This window comes from Nodosilinea sp. LEGE 06152, from assembly GCF_015207525.1.
Lineage (GTDB): Bacteria > Cyanobacteriota > Cyanobacteriia > Phormidesmidales > Phormidesmidaceae > Nodosilinea.
Genome location: NZ_JADEWR010000030.1, coordinates 36,038 through 51,757 on the forward strand (window position 1 = coordinate 36,038; position 15,720 = coordinate 51,757).

Below are 15,720 nucleotides of genomic sequence, written 5' to 3' on the forward strand. Positions count from 1 at the left end.
CGCAGATCACCCTAACTCATCTCTCAATTATGCAACGCCTATATTCCTTTAATTTTGCTATAGGCAAAGCCTTATAAGCAGAGCCAGAGGAAAGATTTTGTAATTCACTAATGAGCGAAGATAAAAGATATCTTAGAAAATATGGATCGACATCATCGAATCCCTTCAGCCATAAAATATTTCCGTCTTTGAAATAGAATTCTTTTTCATCTTCAACGACATAAATTTCGCCAACTGTTCCTATTGCAGTAATCAAAATATCCCCGGTTTTTGGGACTCCAAATTTTTCTTTTATTTCTTTGTACCTTTCTCTTGATATAAAAAGTTCGCTAGAGACAGGCTCTTTATTGGCTAATTCTTTAACTTCTTTTGTTCTAAAGAAGGGGATACCACTACCAACGTATTCTCGTTGGAAAATTCGTTTGCTGGATGTAATCTCTCCTAGTTCCCCTAGAAAACAAGATTTCCACTTCGTCATCCCAGCATTTCCTCTAACGCATCTAAATCTTGGCGGATATCATCTTCCAAATCCCGCAATCGCTGCAAAATTACCTTCGGCGGGTCGTACTGCACCTCCGCATACTCCGTTTCCTTGTAGCGGTTAATCGACAGGTCATAGCCATTCGCTGCAATCTCCTCACGCGACACAAAAAACGCCTTTGCCGTGCGGTCCGTATCCTTTGCCGCATCTCGCCCCTGCCAGCACCGCAGCAGATCTGGAATATCGTTCGCCTCCACCGGCTGGCGCTTGTCATCCAGCGACAGACCATCCGCCACCATGTCATAAAACCAGACAAAATCCGTTCCCGCCTGGGGCACCCCCACCTTGGTAAAGATCAAAATCGCCGTCGAGACCCCCGCATAGGGCTTAAACACCCCCGACGGCATCGAGATCACCCCATCCAGCTTGTGGTTCTCCACCAAAATCTGGCGCATCTCCTTGTGGGCCTTCGACGAGCCAAACAGCACCCCATCCGGCACAATCACCGCCCCGCGTCCGCCCTTCTTTAGCAGCCGCAAAAACAGCGCCACAAACAGCAGCTCCGTTTTGGTGGTGGAGATGATTTTGCTCAGGTCTTTGGCAATGGTCGACTTCTCCACCGACCCCTTAAACGGCGGATTCGCCAAAATCATCGTGAAGGCTTCCTCCACCCCCGCGTGGTCCTCCGAGAGCGAGTCCCGCGCCTCAATCTTGGGGTCTTCAATGCCGTGCAGCATCAGGTTCATGCTGCCAATCCGCAGCATGGTGGCATCAAAGTCAAAGCCGTGGAACATCTCACTGTTGAAATGCTCGCGGTTGCCAGGGGCATTTAGCACCAGGTTACCGTCGCTGTCGGTCAGTTCCCGCAGGTACTCTGCCGCCGCCACCAAAAAGCCCCCCGTGCCACAGGCCGGGTCGCAGATAATCTCTCGGGGGCCAGGGGCCAGCAGCTGCACCATCATCTTGATAATGTGGCGCGGAGTACGGAACTGCCCGTTAGTGCCCGCCGTGCTCAGCTTAGAGAGCATGTACTCGTAGAGGTCGCCCTTGGTGTCGCGATCCTCCATCGGAATCTGCTCGATCTGCTTCACCACGCTGTCGAGCAGCGCCGGAGAGGCGATTAGAAACACCGCATCCTTCATGTGGCGGGCATAGGCACTCTGGTTCGAGAACCGGCCCATATCTTTGATAAAGGGAAACGCCTCATCGCGAATAATCCGCAGCATTTCCTCCGAATCATCCAGGTTTTTGAACTGCGACCAGCGGATGTGCTGCTGCCCAGGGCCAAAGGTGGGGTTCGCCACCGGGCGATTGAGCCGCTGGGCCTTCTTCTCCTTCACCAGCTCCAGGTCGTCCAGGCGCTTGATAAACAGCAGGTACGAAATCTGCTCAATCACCGAGAGGGGGTTGCTGATGCCGTTGTTCCAAAACGTGGTCCAGAGCTTGTCGACTTTGGATTTCAGGTCACCGGTGATCATACGGGGCGGGCTCTCTCGGGTTGGGTATCAGTCAGGATAGCGGAGTTGGCTGCCTGTAGGGTTCCCACCACGGCGAAACTTGATGGGTTCATTGTCAATGTCTAGACCCAAGCAAAACTGTTGCTTGCTTGATTTAGGGTAGGGTGGCCAATGAGCTGTTTGTTATGCCAAGAGTCGTGCAGGGCATTCTGGAGTTAGCTCGATGCAATCACATTCCCTGCTTCGCTACACCAATACTTCAGATTTTTCACAGCATGAAACTGCACTCAACTATGACCTGCTTTTTAGCGGGTATATTTTTGATCATCCAATTGTGGATGCCTGCATCGGCCAACGCTATGCCGTTAAATAGGCTGTCAGATGTAGCCCACCAGGTCACTCAAGGTTTACCTGAGAAGTTACCGGATGTCTCAGCCATGGCTGAGACTATGCAAGATAGTTTGACAGGGCTAGCAGACAAAGTTGAAGGGTCTAAGGAGACAGTTTCTAAGGTTGGTGGAAAGCTAACCCGTGCAGCAGTCGAAACCGGCAAGCAAGTATCCTCAACAGCTATAAGTTACGGTAAGGAGTTGGGCAGTACGACCCTTGAGACAGGGGCAGTACTGGGTAGCAAAGCCCTGGCAGCGGGTTCGGTTATCGGAGAAACAGCAAAATCCGCAGGCTCAGCAGGTCTCGAAGTAGGGCAATCAGTTCTAAATAGCGCAGTTAGCCTGGGGCACTCCGCGAAAGATGGCACTGTTTTGCTAATTCAACAAGGCGCTCACACAACATCTTACGCAGCCAGTGAGCTAGCATCCCTAGCTGCCCAAACCTTCAAAAACGATGCAGAGCCATTTTTAATAGATGCATTAGAGGAAATCAATCTTGCAGTCATAGAGCCTACCATTCAAACCTTTAGGCAGCAAAACCCGGATCTTGATACCGAAGCACTTGCCCGTAAGTTTATTGGCAGCGAACGTAGCAGCTCTATGACAACTGGAGACTGGCATGTCGTTGCTAACTCACTGGCCGAGATGATTTATGAGATTGCAGGGATTTACGGCTTTCCGCTACAAGACCTTGCCAGAAAGCAGGAGGTTCTGACAATAACGGCATTGGGACTTGGCAGTGCCCACACGGTTTCTCAAGGTCTGGAGTTAGCGAGCTTTGCTGCTGGATTCACCCTAATGCCTAGCCACGTGATTGAGGCCAGCCGAGAAAGTTCTAATGCGATCGCCAAGGCCATTATGTTCTGGCGCGTTGGACAGGCTGCCTGTGATTACTACGCATCACAGCTAACTAATCCAGCTTCTACATAAACCTGCATAGTGTCTTCTCAGCGCTCCTCTTGCATCCCCGCCGTTACCAGCGGGGATTTTTATTACTACTAAGTATTAACCGATCAAGCGATTAACTTCCCAAGCAGTAGCTCTGTACCCTTCTCCCAGGCTCGCTTTGCAACAGCATCGGTAAATTCAAAATAGGGCTTAGAGGTCTCAAAGGGTTTGACTCCAAGCTCTGCAACGCTATATTTTTGCTCTAGCTCTGGATTCATAGGCAGGGTTTGAATGCCCAACGCTGCCGCAGGAATGTTCTTAATCCAAAATTCATTGCAAAAGAAAGGGGGAGTATCAAACAGAGCCGCATAGAGCCGACCCTCTTGACGAAAAAACTTGATTTCGTGAACGTAGGCCATAACAACCAGCACCTAGTAGAGGGAAAAATACTAAATTAGTGAAACCGCTCCTGAATATAATTGCTGACTTCAGATAGAGATAGTTCAATGGATGAGTTACCGCTACGAACGTAGAATTTTTGGGCCTTTCCACCGCTGGTCTTATCTTTCACCTCTAGGTATTGGGGGTGTAGTGCCCGCTTGATATCGATTTGGCAAACTTCTTTTTCACTAGAGGCGGGGAATGTGATAGTGAGATTACTGGCGGCAAAGCTAGCTCCAAAGGCCTTATTCACCAGATTGCGTAGATGTACTTCAAATTTGTCGCGGGTGCCATTGAGGCTGTTATAGTCATTCTCTAGCCCCAAAACTTCGCCATCATCATTTACACCAATGAGTAGAGTGCCGCCGTCACTATTACTAAAGGCCGCGATAGACTTCATAATCACATCTTCTAAGGCTGGAGTTATTGCACCCTGCTGATAACCCCAACGAAGAGAGGATTTAAATTCTAAGTCAGAGCTTTCGCCTGACTGAATCAGGTCTTCGAGCGAGGTTTCAACTTGGGTATCGCTAGTCTCAGTAATATTTTTGAGGAACGCGGTTAATTCAGTAGCCAGCATCTTACGCCGTTCGACAAGAAACTGTTCGTAGTTTTCGATCTTCCACAGTTCTGGATCGAGAGGAATAGATTGGCGCTTAAGGGCGTCAGGGAAATGTTCCTGAACCTCGGCTAGGTAGCCTTTGGCTTCCCGATTAGACTTTGTACGATTGGCTGTTTGGGTCAGCACCGCCCGGTTGGTGATTTCTTGAGCTAAGGCATATTTCATCCAATTCCTGCGGCTATAGCCTGCCTCTTTTAGCAAGGAGTAGGGAAAAACGTGATCCCACTCCAGCACATATCTACCGCCCATGTTCTGGCGAATGCCTACGCCTGTGGTGAAGCAAACAGCGTTGCGGCTCTTAAAGTACCAGCGCATGAGACCCCATAAGGCGTTGCGAGTATCTACGCCAACAAACTCATCGGTAGAAATTTCGAGGGGACGTTCAACTTTGATGATGTTGAGCAACTCATCAAAGGGGTTCTCGTGTTTGGTGACAATACCGTTGTCCTTATCAAGTTTCTGCTGCAGCTGGCTGATGTAGCGCTGGCGAATTTGAGAGTAGTAGAACCATTTGACAATTTTTTTGATCTCCTGCTGGGAGAGGGGCTGTTTGCCTTTGTTGAAGCAGTAGACAATGATAGGCACCAAGGCGTAGTAGGAGTTGATTTCCTTAGTGTGGTCTACATAGGCATGCGTTTTGAGGATGTTGATAACGTAATCGAGAGTATAGTTATCCAGCAGTTCCCAAGCGTCTTTAATGCGGGGATAGTTGTCTGGAGTGTGGAGCTTGCGCATTTCTGAGCCGCTCTGGTGCAGTACACCCAGAATGACGTAGACCAAAAAGTCGAGCTTAAAGACAAAACCATGCTCTGCCATAGCCTTGAGCTTGGCCTTAAAGAGTTCGCGGGCATTGGGCCAGTAGCCACTGATTTGGGCTAGGGCGAGTTCGGCATCGGTAAGGTTAACACCGCTGGCGTTAACCACGTAGAAGATATCTATAGCTTCTTTAATAGAGGCGCGAACAGGAATAGTTTGTTCAACAAATTCGCGGTCAGGGATGCGATCGACGAGTTTGAAGTTGTCGTCTATTAGGTCATCGCGTTCTTCGGTGACTGTTTCACCTTTTTCTTTGAGCGCCCGCACTACATTTTTGGCACGAACTTTGTCTTTAAAGATATCGGTGAGGTTAACCCACAGGGGGTTATTTTCCATCAAGTTCTGCTTGTAGTACTGAAGATCGAGGGTTTCAACGTTGATATAGAGGTTGCGGGTGTCGTGGGTGATCTCTTCAAGCTTGTAGTAAGGGGGAATTTCGCCCCGAATGAGCATGTAGAGGGTGGTGATACGCTGCTGCCCATCAAGGATAAGTTTGACAGCACCCTGACTAGGGCTATATTCCCAGCTGCCTTTGAGCTCGGGAGGGTTGTTCGTTTCCCAGGTGAGCATGGTACCGGTAGGGTATTCCTTCAGCAGAGAAGCGATGAGTTCTTTGGCATCGTTGGTTTTCCACACGTACTCTCGCTGAAAAGCAGGCACAAACAGCTGGTTTTCGTCAATTTTGTCGAGAATCTGGGAAATTTTCATAGAGCTTTGCTTGATGGATGCTAGGGCGGGGCCGCCACTCGAACTAACGCAAAGAAAACGGTTCTAAGTTAAGGCAAGCACGTCTTAAGGGTGCCCGTGATTAGGGTATATGTTTCTATAGCACTGCTTTGGGTGAGGTCTGGGCGGTGCAATCCGTCGAAAGTGAAGGGGGCTTGGGGATAAGCCATGTTTACCGCTGACTCATTCACACTGCGATCGGTCGAGTTACCCGAGGCCTGCAAAGTAGTTTCTACAGGCGAAACTATAGCTATCTCGCTTCATCGGCTGTAAGCATATATGCTCTGTGCCAGTAGCCCTGCAAAATGGACTCAATTTGGCCTGCCCTGCTGTGTGCCAGTTGTCTCAAAGCCTGATTTTACCGTTCTACCTAAAGGTCGCAGCCAAATCTCTCGGTTGGCCGGAATGCCTTGTTTAGAGAGGGTTTCCGTAAAATGTTCAACTGCGGAGGGGTTGCGGCGCGGGCAACTATGCCGCTAGATTGGGGGCTCATCCCATGCGCTGGAGCCTCAGCTTTCCTTGGGAAAGGAGCACTCTACCGTGATCTTGAGATTCGCATCAGTTGTGCCCTTAGTGACGTAGGGCACCCCGGCTTCTCCAGCTACTTTTACCCCAAATTCGAGCGTTACTTTATCGACGTTAGCTCCGGCCATCTGCTTGAACGCATTGAGGGTGTAGCTGGTGTAGGCGCGAATGGTGCCCTGCATAGCCTGAAAACTTCGCGCGACTTGCTCGCTGGCTCCTTTGGCGGTGCGGGTGGTTTCTCCAGAGAAACTAGAGGTGCCTGCGGGAACCTCGTCTACATTGCCGGTTGCCTCGATGTAAATGATGGTGCCATCATCGAGAGTTAGCGGGGCCAGTTGAGTCATGGGGGTGTTTGATAGTTAGCTTATTAGCAGCGAGAAAGGCCATACTGGAGGCGAATCTGCTGTTTAGAATACTGGCTAACGCATGAGTCGGGATGCTCTGATTATTGGAATCAACCAGTACCGACACAACAAACTGAGCAATCTAATCTCCCCAGCCGCCGATGCAGAAGCTATTGCTCAGATTCTAGAAAAGCATGGTCATTTCACCACGGTGCGCCGCTTGCCGGAGGCGTTTAAGGATGGTGCTCCTCAAGTCAGCTCTAGCGGTCAGGTGACGCGCAAGCAGATGCGAGAGGCGATCGCCCAGCTATTCAACCCCAAAACCAAAACCCAAGTGCCCGACACTGCCCTGCTGTATTTCTCTGGGCACGGCTGGCAGAGCAGCTTGAGTGCTACCGACGGCTACCTGGCCCCCAGCGATGCTGATCCCGACGAAGACCTGGGCGTCGAGCTGCAATGGCTAAGAACTCAGCTGGAGCAAAGCGAAGTCAAGCAGCAAATCATCTGGCTCGACTGCTGCAACAGCGGTAGTTTGCTCAACTTTGACTCGGTGATTTTGACCCCAACGGGCAAAGTAAGGGATCGCTACTTCATCACCTCGTCTCGCGATTTTGAAGCCTCGTACCAGAACCCAGAGGCTGCCTACAGCGTGTTTACGGAGGCCCTACTGACCGGGCTTGACCCCGACAACTCGACCACGAGGGAGGTTACCAACCATTCGCTAACGGCTCGTTTAGAGCAGGCACTGAAGGGACAGATCCAGGGCTTTCGCTGTCACAGTACGAGTGGTTCTATTTTGCTTACCAGCGGTGGAACCGGGCGCACTGTCTCCAATCCGCCACCCAGAAAGCGGTACGACATACCCCTCCAGATGCCGCCCTTGCCGGAGCACTTTGTGGAAAGGCCCCAGTATCAGCAGGCGGTGAGAGACTGCCTGCTCTCCACTGACCCAAAGGTGTTTGGCACCCTGGTGGTCAGCGCCATCTATGGGCTGGGGGGCATTGGTAAATCGGTGCTGGCGGCGAAACTGGCCCATGAAGACGCTATTCAAGCCCGGTTCTCCGACGGCATCCTCTGGGCCACCCTGGGCCAAAGCCCCGACATCCTGCCCCTGCTGAGCGGCTGGATTCAGGCCCTAGGCGACACCGACTACAAACCCACGGCGATCGAGTCGGCCTCGGCCCACCTGCGTACCCTGCTGTACAACAAAAAGGCCCTGCTGGTGGTGGATGATGTCTGGCACCCGGAGCATCTAGAGCCCTTTCGGGTGGGCGGCAACGACTGCTGTGTGCTGGCCACCACCCGCGAGGCTCGGATCCCCGATGTCCACCGTTACGACCTGGATATTATGGATCCAGAGCAGGCACTGGCCTTGATGACTCAAAAACTATCTGAGCCCTTGCGAGAAACAGAAACCCAGCAAGCCCTGGCCTTTGCGGAACGGGTGGGCTACCTCCCCTTGGCCCTAGAGCTGGCCGCCACTCAGATTGAAGAGGGGGTGACATGGGCCGACCTGTTAGAGGACTTTCAAGATGAGGTAGTGCGACTAGAAACCCTGGATGTTTACAGCCAAGAGGATATCCCCAACGATGCTAAGCGGCGTAAGTACAGCCTGCTGGCCTGCTTTAACCTCAGCCTGAAGCAGCTTTCCACTGAGCAGTTGCGTCAGTTTGCCTGGCTAGGCATTGTGCCAGAAGACGTTAACCTGACCCAGGAGATGGCGACTACCCTGTGGCAAGTAACCCCTCGCCAGGCTGGAGCGATTCTGCGGCTCTTCAGTGCTAAGGCATTGATGCTGCCAGGGGCGAAACAATCGGGTAACCAACGCACCTACCGCCTGCACGACCTAATGCATGACCTGGCACAACGCCTTCTAACTAGCCCGCCCCACCCCACCCAAGACGGAGACCTACCTGGGTTAGGGCTAACCAAAGCCGAAGCCCACGACCAGCTGCTGGAGCGCTATCGAGCTAAGACCCAAAACGGCCATTGGCATACCCTAACCGACGATGGCTATATCTATGCCTTCCTCACCTGGCACATGGAGCAGGCTAAGCGCCCTGATGCGGTTCACCAGCTGCTGCGGGAGACTAATGCGGCCGGTCGTAATGGCTGGTACGACGCCTGTAATGCCATTGGCAAACCGGCAAGCTTTGTGAATGACTTGGCTCGGGCCTGGGGAGCCGCTGAGAGGCGCTACGAGGCCGACCCAGAGACAACGTTGGCCCTGCTCTTTTGCTACGCCCTCATTCGCACCTCACTCAACAGTTTGGCCAGCAACGTGCCCGCAGAATTGCTGGGTGCCCTAGTGAAGCATGAAATCTGGCAGCCGGCCCAGGGGCTAGCCTATGCGCAGCAGACTCAGGATCCTTGGCGGCGAGCTGAGTGTATTGCTGCGCTAGTGCCTCATCTACCCGAGGCTTTGCTGCCTGAGGTGCTGAAGACAATTCATCAGATTCATGACGCGGCCTATCGATCATTTGTGCTGAGTAAACTAGCTGCACAGTTCCCGACTCATTGGCCAGAGGTGCTGTCAGCAATTCACCAGATTCAGGATCGCTACGGTGACGACAGGTATCGTAAAGGAGGATTCTTGTTCCGTGCCAGGGCCGTGTGGGAGCTGGCGCAGCAGTTGCCGGAGGAGCTGCTACCGGAACTGCTGGAGATAACGCGACAGATTAATTCTGAATCGGACCGCGCCCTTGCCCTGAGTGGGTTGGCGCGGCATCTACCGGAGGAGCTGCTGCCGGAGGCGTTGGAGGTGACGCGACAGATTAGCTCTGAATCGAATCGCTCTAGGGCCCTACGTGAGTTGGCGAAACGGTTGCCGGAGCTGCTGCCAGAGGTGCTGGAGGTGACGCGGCAGATTGGCTCTGAATCAAACCGCGCTTGGGCCATGCGTGAGCTGGCGCAGCAGTTGCCGGAGGAGCTGCTACCGGAGCTGCTGGAGATGACGCGACAAATCAGTGCTGAATTGGACCGCGCCTGGACCTTGAGTAAGTTGGCGCAGCAGTTGCCAGAGGAGCTGCTGCCAGAGGTGCTGGAGGTGACGCGGCAGATTAATAATGAATTGGACCGCGCTCGAGCCTTGAGTGAGCTGGCGAAACAGCTGCCGGAGCTGTTGCCGGAGGTGCTGGAGATGACGCGACAGATTAGCTCTGAGTTGGACCGCGCTCGAGCCTTGAGTGAGCTAGCGAAACGGCTGCCGGAGCTGTTGCCGGAGGCGCTGGAGATGACGCGACAGATTAGCTCTGAGTCGAACCGCGCTATAGCCCTAGGTGAGCTAGTGCAGCAGTTGCCAGAGGATCTGCTGCCGGAGGCGCTGGAAGTGACGCGACAAATTAGCTCTGAATCGGACCGCGCTAGGGCCTTGAGTGAGCTAGCGCAGCAGTTGCCGGAGGATCTGCTGCCGGAGGTGTTGGAGATGACCCGACAAATTAGCTCTGAATGGAACCGCGCCAGGGTCTTGGGTGAGCTGGCGAAACGGTTGCCGGAGCTACTGCCGGAGGCGCTAGAAGTGATCTTTGAATCAGGCCGCGCTGAGGCTCTGAGTGAACTGGCGCAGCATCTGTCGGCGGAACTGCTGCTGAAGACCCTTAGGATAACGCGGCGGATTAGCTCTGAATCGGACTGCGTTTGGATCCTGAGTGAGCTGGCGAAACGGCTGCCGGAGCTGCTGCCGGAGGCGTTGGAAGTGACGCGACAAATTAGCTCTGAATGGGACCGCGCTTGGGCCTTGAGTGAGCTGGCGGAACAGCTGCCGGAGGAGCTGCTGCCGGAGGCGCTGGAAGTGACGCGACAGATCAGCTCTGAATCGGACCGAGCTAGGGCCCTGCGTGAGCTGACGAAACGGCTGCCGGAGCTGCTGCCGGAGGCGCTGGAAGTGACGCGACAGATCAGCTCTGAATCGGACCGAGCTAGGGCCTTGAGTGAGCTGGCGAAACAGCTGCCGGAGGAGCTGCTGCCGGAGGCGCTGGAAGTGACGCGACAAATTGGCTTTGAATCGGACCGCGCTAGGGCCCTGCGTGAGCTGGCGAAACGGCTGCCGGAGCTGCTACCGGAGGCGCTGGAAGTGACGCGACAAATTAGCTCTGAATCGGACCGCGCTAGGGCCTTGAGTGAGCTGGCGGAACAGTTGCCGCAGCTACTGGCGGAGGCACTGGAGGTGACACAACGGATTAATTCTGAATTAGTCCGCGCTGGGGCCTTGCGTGAGCTGGCGCGGCATCTGCTGCCGGAGCATTTACCAGAAGTGCTGGAGGTAACACGACAGATTGGCTCTGAATGGCATCGCGCCAACGTACTCAGGGTTCTGGCGAAACAGCTGCCGGAGGAGCTGCTGTTGGAGCTGCTGGAGATGACGCGACAGATTAGCTCTGAATCGAACCGCGCCATTGCTCTGAGTGAGTTGGCGCAGCATCTGCCGCCGGAGCTGCTGCAAGATGCTTTCAACTTAATAAGACTGTTTGAAGATAATTACCACAGTGCTTCAGCCTGGCAAGGCTTTCTATCGCGATTAGAAGAACTGCAAGTTAATGTGGCTGGCTTTGCGAAAGGATTGGACACCTTGGCGCATAAAGACCGTAAAGATTTCCTCCGCAGTTTGCCACACTTTGCGGACACGCTCACTCGATTGGGGGGGAAGAATACGCTAATGTTATGCCTCGAGGCGATGCGAGAGGTTTGTGCCCAATGGCCTTAAATGCATTAAAGCTGTGGATTGAATAGTTGCCTGCGCGCGCAGCTATTCAGATAATACAAAGGAGCTAAATAGCCCCAAATTGTAGCTTCGCTACTTTGGGGTCAATAAAGAGACGTGACCAGCACAAAATTTCTAAATGTAATTGCTCAACTGGGTTGACGGGTACCGGGTAATGAGCAAGGGCGCAGGCTATCAAACTTGCTCTATCTCTGCGATCGCCTCCAGCAATCGTTTTTAGGCAAACGCATATCCTGCCCCCTCCGCGCCGATAAATTTTCCTATCCCTCAGCCCTCAGCTTTTCCGGATTGAGCTGAAATTGAATCGTTGCTAACTTCTTTTTCCCTGGCAGCTCCCGTGCTCCTAGGATGTAACCCTCATTGCTCAACTCCTCCACCGTGCGCCAAAAAATTTGGTTGTTGCGAGAGATGTTACTGCCCAATAGGTCCAGATTCTTAAATAGGTACCGCTTTGAAATACTGAGGTATTGACCATCCTCAGGCCGATCCCACTTCATCCGACTAGCCAGGTAGATGAGCAGTTTGGTCTTGTAGTCGTGCTTGGCACTACCTCCTAACCGCTGACGGATATCGAGGCTATCGGCAAAGAGTACGTAGTCTCCGTTCCGAGCCGGGCCGTCAAAGAACTCCAGGGAGATGGTATAAGCATCGGCCAGTTCATACGTGTAGTCGGCGGCTTTGGCCAGGTCAAAGTCTCGGGGCACGTTATCAATTTCATAATCCCTGATTCGCAGAACGCTTTTGATGGTGACCTTAGCCCCCAGGTTGTCGCCCTTGCGAAGCGACTGAGCAAACACCAGTTCAGTGCGGTGCAGAGCCACCAGGTCTCGATGGAGTTGAGATCTGAGTTTCGAGGCAAACCCCCCATCCCTGGTTTTGGTGTAGCCTAAGGCCTCCAGTAAATTATTAGAGCGGAACGACACCAGCGGCCCCTGCTCCTGTTGGGCCGCTAGACGGTACAAATGCAGCACGATGGAAACCTGACGCGGGTTGAGGAAGGTGAGCAGGGCGGCCAGCAATCGCTCGATGCGGCGGTCTTGAATCTTCTCTAACCCCTTACTGACCCCCATACCAATACAGGATTCAATGTCCAGGCTGGCATATTGGGCCTGCACCTCTTCCCACTCTTCAACAGTTAAGTCTTCAAGGGAGACGCGGCGAGTAACGGCTACTTCCGTGGAGTCTATCGAATCAGCCTCCACGCGCATTTCAAGGTAGTAGCCGTCGCCATCTGACCGCAGAATAGGCAACTGCACATCTGGATTTTTTACCGATGCTCCAGCCCGTGGCAACACCATGAGCAGCTGCCCATCGACCGGGAATGTGTCTGATTCAGTTGTTAGCGTCTCAGGGGTACTCACGGCGAATTCTCATCTTCTCAAGCACGGTATTGAGCCACATTTTAGGGAAAGAACCGCTGGTAAAAACACTCTGTAACGTTTGTAGGCAAAGCTTTTTGAGCTACCTGTAACTTTGGCGTATGATTTTTGCCTCTCCGCCTGTAACTTTGGCGTATGGTTTCGCCTGTAACTTTGGCGTATGGTCGTTTTCTGACCTGTAACTTTGGCGTATGGTTTCGCCTGTAACTTTGGCGTATGGTTTTTGGTCGAGACTGTTCCCAAAGCTCTCAGAAGCAAGCTTTTTCAGAGATAACCTGTAACTTTGGCGTATGGTTTCGCCTGTAACTTTGGCGTATGGTCGTTTTCTGACCTGTAACTTTGGCGTATGGTTTCGCCTGTAACTTTGGCGTATGAGTGCCCTGTAACTCTGGCGTATGGGCCTATAGAGGACTGTTGAGAATCAAGATTTTCAGTGCTAACCTTTGGCAGTGTTTCAGCCTGAGAACGTTTGAACTAACTCGCAGGATGTGAAGGAGGTAGTACGACTCATTCAGTAATGACTAGTGCTCAGCTGAACTGAACCATTCAGTCTGAGCCTCGATCAGTATTAAGCGTCCTGACCAGACCCTTGATACACAAAAAGAACCGGCAGCAAATGCCGCCGGCTCTTTAAAGAGCGAAAACCCAAGAGAACCAGTCCTGAGTTACGCCGCTATCGAATACTTGCGGCTATGGTAACACCGGATCTCTCTCGGGGCAATACCCATTGCTCTTTTTAGGAGAGAAGCCCCCATGACCGCATCTACTGGGTGGGGCGAGGAGTCGCATAAGGCTCTCCGTTCCGAACCCCTCCCCGCCGACCCCACCGGCCAGCGGCTGTGTGAAATCTTCGGCCACTACCCGTGGAACTTCATCCGCGCCGACCTGCCGGATGACGCCACCACCAAAGCCGCCTGGACCACCGTCAGCACCTATCCGCTGCGGCCCCGGGTGCTGTGGAACCACTGGCAAGATGCCAACCAACTGATCGGCGTCCGCTTCACCCACGATACCCGCTACGCCCTGCTCGACCTCGATGCTGGCGGCGACTACTGCAGTGCCGAAGGCGTCGCCCAGATTCGCGCTGCCCTAGAGACCATCGGCATCACCCGCACCTTGCTGCTGCGCTCCAGCTGGAACGGGGGCCTGCACCTCTACCTCCCCTTTGCCGAGCTGGTCAACACCTTTAACCTGGCCGTTGCCCTCAAGGAATGCCTCAAAGCCCAGGGGTTCCGGCTCCAGGCCGGGCAGCTTGAAATCTTCCCCAACGTCAAAGCCTACGGCGTTGAGACCTTCATCGAATACATGGGCCACCGACTGCCCCTACAGCCTGGCAGCGGCTCCTGCCTGCTCGACGATGCCCTCAACCCCATCGGCAGCAGCCTGGCTCGCTTCTTCTGGCTCTGGGATGGCGCTGCCAGCCATCAGGACATGGACACTCTGCGTCATGCCATGAAACTTGGCCGGGATAACCACCGCAAGCGACCCAAGCGCCGCCACCACCCCGTCGACAGTTGGCGACACGACCTCGACCTCGAAATCACCGAAGGCTGGACTGCCCACGGCCAGACCAACCACCTACTCAAAACCATCGCCTGTTATGGCCGCGTCTTTGAAGGCCACGAGGGCCAATCCCTGATTGACTACACCCTGCGCATCGCCCTCCACTGCCCCGGCTACGAGCAGTACTGCCGCCACCAGCACGACATCGAGCGCAAAGTCACCGCCTGGGCCAGAGCCGTCGAAGGCTACTACTGGCCCCTGGGCAGCACCCCCACCCGCGACACCAGCCACCCCAAGAACACCCTGGTGCCCTTCAACCAACGGCAGTCTGAAGATGCCCAGCACCGCATCCGTACCGCCTACACCGAGCTAGAGCAGGCTGGAGAGCTGCCTGAGCAGATCACGGCAAGAGCAAAGGCGATCGCCCAAGCGGCCAAAGTCAGCCAGCAGACCCTCTACAAGCACCTCAGCCTCTGGCACCCCGAGCACCGAGAGGGTGTAATAGAGCCAGCAGCAGGCTTTCTAGCCCTTGAGGAGGCGAGCTCTGAAGCGATCCCAAAATCGCTAGAACCCTTTGAAGTCAAAGAATTACACCCCTTGGAGAGAAATATGAAGGGTTGGGCGCGCTGCGCCGGTGATTTGGGGTCGGATCGAACCTCTTTTTCTCCGGAAAGGGGGGTGCGGGGGGATGGCCCTGCTTTTCCACAAGATGCCGAGCCTGCGATTTATGACCCAGCTTTGCATGAGCAGATTCAGCACGAGATTAGGAGCCTGGGGTGGTCTGGCGAGGTGATTTGCCAGTTCATTGCCGACCAGTTTGAGGGCAAACGCTGGTCTGAGCTGAATGAGGATGAGCGGTTGCTCCTGCTCTATCACCTGCGTGTGCTTGATTCTCTCAATGCAGGTGAGCTTCTGACGTGAATACCCAGAAATTCTCACCCGTCACCCGATAGACACTTACTTAGAAGCATTGCTATGCCTGAATTCTGCACCAGTGAATCACTGTGGGTTTTCAAGCGATGGATCGCTATATAGGCGTACCCCACAACACTCATTGATAGGGTGAGCGACATTGAGAGGTTCGGTAACCTAAGTACTTGTTTACGGTACCTTACAGCCAACAAGACTAGTGCTCAAGTGAAATCTCTTGCAGACCATGGCAGTACCTGATGTCAGCGTTGCTCTAGCTGACAGTAACCAGGTTGCTTTAACTAAAAATTACTGGGACAGCACTGCCACAACAAGGACGAAATTTATCTTGTCAACCCGGTTGACACCGCAATAAATCTGGCTTATATTAGCAAAGCGCCTGAGAAAAGCGGTTTTAGCGAACTGCCTTGTTGAGGGTTAGCAGCGAACCTCGACAACTACATAGTCTAGAAACAAAGCCAAGGTTCCTGTCAAGGATTAAATTGGTTCAACGATAGCA

Annotated in this window: 9 protein-coding genes; 3 read left to right on the forward strand and 6 right to left on the reverse strand. The window is 53.4% G+C overall.

The genetic code is table 11. The features are described from left to right. Positions 1–16: 16 nt before the first annotated feature. A complete protein-coding gene (locus tag IQ265_RS26640; protein ID WP_194059326.1) occupies positions 17–478 on the reverse strand; it encodes a restriction endonuclease subunit S in 462 nt (153 codons plus the stop codon). Further along, positions 475–1,959, reverse strand: a complete 1,485-nt coding sequence (locus IQ265_RS26645) for a class I SAM-dependent DNA methyltransferase (RefSeq protein ID WP_194059329.1) — start codon at positions 1,957–1,959, stop codon at positions 475–477. The genes IQ265_RS26640 and IQ265_RS26645 overlap by 4 nt, the downstream gene beginning before the upstream one ends. Positions 1,960–2,231: 272 nt before the next feature. On the opposite strand from IQ265_RS26645, the gene IQ265_RS26650 reads away from it, so the two are divergent. After that, complete coding sequence (locus tag IQ265_RS26650) at positions 2,232–3,257, forward strand: hypothetical protein (protein ID WP_194059331.1); 1,026 nt, start codon at positions 2,232–2,234, stop codon at positions 3,255–3,257. A gap of 83 nt (positions 3,258–3,340) precedes the next feature. Here IQ265_RS26650 and IQ265_RS26655 read toward each other — a convergent pair whose 3' ends face one another. The 3 genes from IQ265_RS26655 to IQ265_RS26665 all read right to left on the reverse strand — a co-directional run bounded on the left by IQ265_RS26655 (position 3,341) and on the right by IQ265_RS26665 (position 6,689). Beyond that, entirely contained in the window at positions 3,341–3,634 is a 294-nt protein-coding gene (locus IQ265_RS26655) for a hypothetical protein (protein WP_194059333.1), read from the reverse strand. 35 nt (positions 3,635–3,669) lie between these two features. After that, the gene (locus tag IQ265_RS26660; protein WP_194059335.1) at positions 3,670–5,802 is read right to left on the reverse strand and encodes a DUF262 domain-containing protein; all 2,133 of its coding nucleotides are present in this window, start codon (positions 5,800–5,802) and stop codon (positions 3,670–3,672) included. A gap of 527 nt (positions 5,803–6,329) precedes the next feature. Beyond that, the gene (locus IQ265_RS26665; RefSeq protein WP_194059337.1) at positions 6,330–6,689 is read right to left on the reverse strand and encodes a CU044_2847 family protein; all 360 of its coding nucleotides are present in this window, start codon (positions 6,687–6,689) and stop codon (positions 6,330–6,332) included. An 82-nt stretch (positions 6,690–6,771) separates the two neighbouring features. On the opposite strand from IQ265_RS26665, the gene IQ265_RS26670 reads away from it, so the two are divergent. Further along, positions 6,772–11,391, forward strand: coding sequence for a caspase family protein (locus IQ265_RS26670; RefSeq protein ID WP_194059346.1), 4,620 nt, complete (start codon positions 6,772–6,774; stop codon positions 11,389–11,391). Positions 11,392–11,669: 278 nt separating this feature from the next. Here IQ265_RS26670 and IQ265_RS26675 read toward each other — a convergent pair whose 3' ends face one another. Further along, positions 11,670–12,707: a hypothetical protein gene (locus tag IQ265_RS26675; protein ID WP_194059350.1), complete on the reverse strand. Its 1,038-nt coding sequence runs from the start codon at positions 12,705–12,707 to the stop codon at positions 11,670–11,672. 834 nt (positions 12,708–13,541) lie between these two features. Here IQ265_RS26675 and IQ265_RS26680 point away from each other — a divergent pair. Further along, positions 13,542–15,212, forward strand: coding sequence for a hypothetical protein (locus tag IQ265_RS26680; RefSeq protein WP_194059348.1), 1,671 nt, complete (start codon positions 13,542–13,544; stop codon positions 15,210–15,212). Positions 15,213–15,720: the final 508 nt, after the last annotated feature.

What these genes read in the sequence shown, in the direction of transcription:
- IQ265_RS26670 (WP_194059346.1), top strand. Translation starts at nt 6,772, where the DNA reads ATGAGTCGGGATGCTCTGATTATTGGAATCAACCAGTACCGACACAAC.
- IQ265_RS26665 (WP_194059337.1), bottom strand. Translation starts at nt 6,689, where the DNA reads ATGACTCAACTGGCCCCGCTAACTCTCGATGATGGCACCATCATTTAC.
- IQ265_RS26655 (WP_194059333.1), bottom strand. Translation starts at nt 3,634, where the DNA reads ATGGCCTACGTTCACGAAATCAAGTTTTTTCGTCAAGAGGGTCGGCTC.
- IQ265_RS26645 (WP_194059329.1), bottom strand. Translation starts at nt 1,959, where the DNA reads ATGATCACCGGTGACCTGAAATCCAAAGTCGACAAGCTCTGGACCACG.
- IQ265_RS26640 (WP_194059326.1), bottom strand. Translation starts at nt 478, where the DNA reads ATGACGAAGTGGAAATCTTGTTTTCTAGGGGAACTAGGAGAGATTACA.
- IQ265_RS26650 (WP_194059331.1), top strand. Translation starts at nt 2,232, where the DNA reads ATGACCTGCTTTTTAGCGGGTATATTTTTGATCATCCAATTGTGGATG.
- IQ265_RS26660 (WP_194059335.1), bottom strand. Translation starts at nt 5,802, where the DNA reads ATGAAAATTTCCCAGATTCTCGACAAAATTGACGAAAACCAGCTGTTT.
- IQ265_RS26680 (WP_194059348.1), top strand. Translation starts at nt 13,542, where the DNA reads ATGACCGCATCTACTGGGTGGGGCGAGGAGTCGCATAAGGCTCTCCGT.
- IQ265_RS26675 (WP_194059350.1), bottom strand. Translation starts at nt 12,707, where the DNA reads ATGGTGTTGCCACGGGCTGGAGCATCGGTAAAAAATCCAGATGTGCAG.